The organism is Sulfitobacter sp. HI0040 (assembly GCF_001634885.1).
GTDB lineage: Bacteria > Pseudomonadota > Alphaproteobacteria > Rhodobacterales > Rhodobacteraceae > Sulfitobacter.
In genome coordinates this window covers 1-2,887 of record NZ_LWEX01000185.1, presented here as the reverse complement: position 1 = coordinate 2,887, position 2,887 = coordinate 1, and the positions used below count along the sequence as shown (strand labels likewise).

Annotated in this window: 3 protein-coding genes; all 3 read right to left on the bottom strand. The window is 62.9% G+C overall.

Annotated elements, in window-relative coordinates:
• Positions 1-1,016: TRAP transporter permease (locus A3728_RS11650; protein ID WP_150120753.1), on the bottom strand; the 1,016-nt coding region annotated here is incomplete at its 3' end.
• Between the two features lie 77 nt (positions 1,017-1,093).
• A complete protein-coding gene (locus A3728_RS11645; RefSeq protein WP_067923749.1) occupies positions 1,094-2,230 on the bottom strand; it encodes a TAXI family TRAP transporter solute-binding subunit in 1,137 nt (378 codons plus the stop codon).
• Positions 2,231-2,516: 286 nt separating this feature from the next.
• Positions 2,517-2,887 (bottom strand): pantoate--beta-alanine ligase (locus tag A3728_RS11640; protein WP_150120752.1); only part of this gene is annotated, 371 nt, incomplete at its 5' end.

The window sequence follows — 2,887 nt, the reverse complement described above, 5'->3', positions numbered from 1 at the left end:
TGGGCGAAAAGGCTCCAGTAATAGAGAATGCTGGGAATGGCGGCGGCCAGTGCGATCTCCACATAGGGGCGCGACAGGAACGAGGCCATGATGAAGGCCGTGGCCCCCATGATCGGTGGCATCAGCACCCCGCCGGTCGACGCGCAGGCCTCTGTCGCGGCGGCGGTCCTTGCGGAAAAGCCCGTGCGCTTCATGGCCGGGATCGATACCGCGCCAGTGGTCAGCACGTTGGAAATGACGGAGCCCGACATCGACCCCATGAAACCGCTGGCAAAGATCGACACCTTTGCCGCGCCACCGCGATAGCCGCCCACCATGCCAAGCGCCAGATCGTTGAAGAACTGCCCGCCCCCGGTTCTTTGCAGCACCGCGCCAAAGAGGATGAACCCGATGACAACGCCGCCGAAAGCCTTCATCGGAATGCCGAAGGAGCTTTCGGACGAATAGATATGATAGGGCACCGTCTGCATGAACGTGCTCTGAAAGCCCGAGAACGGGTCCGGCACCACGCCTGCAAAGGTGGGATAGAAAGCGAAGAAGGTCACGATGATGAAAAGCACCAGCCCACCGGCCCGGCGCGTCGCCTCAAGGATCAGAAAGAAGAATACGACCGAGACATATTGCGCGAGTTCCGGCGCCGCGTATTCCCAGCCCTGGCTGAGGTTCTGCTGCGCGGTCTGCGCGAGGTAGCCGGTGCTGGCCAGCGACAGTGCAAAGAGGATCCAGTCGATGATGCTCGGTTGGCCACCCTTGCCGCCGCCCATCTGGAAGATCAGGAAGCTCAGCGCCAGAAAAAGCCCGCCCAGAATATAGAGATACCGTCCCTCGATCAGCACGATGCCTGCGATCTGAAGATTGAAGAGCTGGTTGATGACAAGCACCAGCGACGCCAGCGTTCCGGTGATCACAGCCCAGCGGGCCGGCCCCGAAATGCGCTCTGCCGGGGTTTCGCCGTCGATGGCGATTTTCTCGTGGCCTTCGGCCTTGGGGGGCTGCTGGTGGCTGCTGTCTGACATGGGATCACTCGGCTGCTGGGCAGAACGGGAGAACCGGCCTGCGGGTGCAGGCCGGTTCTTGTCGGCTTGTGGTCAGCTTAGAAGGTGACGTCGAAGCCGCCCTCTTCTAGCGCGGCCTTGCGCGCCTCGGTCCAGGCGGCGGTCCAATCGTCGGGATCCTGCGCCTTCAATTCCTCCCAGGCAGCGGCGAGCGCTTCCTGCCGGGCGATCAGGTCATCGTTATGCGCCTGTGCTTCTTCGTTCCAGATGCCCTGCTCTTCGAAGTAGCGGATAGCACCCGCGTGATAGGGGACAACCCACTTCATGTCCTGCTTGTCGAGCGCCCAGCCGGAGATTCCCGGCGCCTTGCCATCGTACTGGTCGAACAGTTCGACCATCGCCTTGGTCATGTTGTAGACGAGGTCATCCTCGGTGCTCTCCATCGCGGTCAGTACCGGATAGGCATAGCCCGCCCCCTGATAGCCATCGGTGCCGTCGATCGTGGCACCGACCATCGCCTTGTTGATGACGAAGAAGGGCGCGATACTGGTCATCGCCTCGAAGCCTTCGGTGTTTTCGGGGTCGATGGGCGGCCAGAACAGACCGCGCGGCCCTGCTTCGGCCTCATAGGCCTTGCCCGAGTTGGTCGAGGCAAAGGCCGCATCCACCTGATCCTCGATCAGGCCGGTCCAGCTGGCCCCGAAGCCGCCGAAATCCACCCGCTCCACGTCATCCCAGGTCAGCCCGCCATAGGCGAGGTAGGCCTCGGTGTTAACGTTCAGGGCGGGCGCTCCGACGATATAGGCCACGCGCTTGCCCTTGAGGTCGGCATAGGTCTCGATCCCCTCGTCGGCGGCGACGCCAACCGCGAGGTTGATCGCGCCGCCGTTGTTGGCCAACAGCACGCGAATGGGCTGCGGCCCCCAGTTTTCCGCACCGAAGTCGAACACGCCTTCCTGTGCCATATAGCTGCCGCCCACGCCGGTGGCCGAGAACTGCACACGCCCCTGGCGCAGCGGTTCGGTGCGCGACACGTCGTTCTTGCCCGGCAACACGCGCAGGTTCACGCCCGTTGCGTCCTGCAGCGCGGCCCCGATGGCGACCGATTGGTTATAGCCGGCCGATCCGGTGCCATAGGCTGTCCAGGACAATTGTTTCGGCAGATCGATGTCCTGCGCCGCCGCCGTCGTTGCGGTCAGGCAAACCGCCAATGCGGCTGTCTTCAGATGTTTCATGATGTTCCTCCCGGTTATTATTGTCAGCGCCACCCTTCGGAAAGTTTCCTCCCCCCGCCTCCGGATGACATCGCTTAGGACGACACTATGAATTATGAGACTGTGGTGTCAATTGAACGCCTCCGCCGAGCGCGTCCCCGCTGAAATTCGGCGGTGATGATCACGGGCACCGGGGAATGCCGAACTCCTGAATGGGGTTCGGTCCTTTCAGTATGGTTCTTCAGCGCCTTGAAATCGCCCTTCAAGCGGTAACGATCACGGCCCCTACAACGCTCACCTGTCTCTCTCAGGCCGACTCGAGCGGTTGATCTTCCGCGTTCTCGACGCTCTGGGGGCCTGCAACAGGGACATTGTCGATGAGCCGCACACCGTCGAGCCAGGCGGCCAGGAAAAGACGACCGGGGCGGTCGGCCTCAGTCATCACCTGCAGGTCGGGGTCGCTGCGCAGTTCGAGGTAGTCGATGCTGTCGAACCCGGCGGCGAGCAGTGCTTTTCTGGCCTCTCCAAGCGCCTGCGCGACTTTTCCACCCCTTCGGATGTCATTTGCCGCGATCGCCAACACCCGGGCGATCACCGACGCCGTTTCGCGCGGGCCGGCAGCCAACCGCAGGTTGCGCGAGGACATGGCGAGCCCGTCGTCTTCGCGCACGGTCGGGC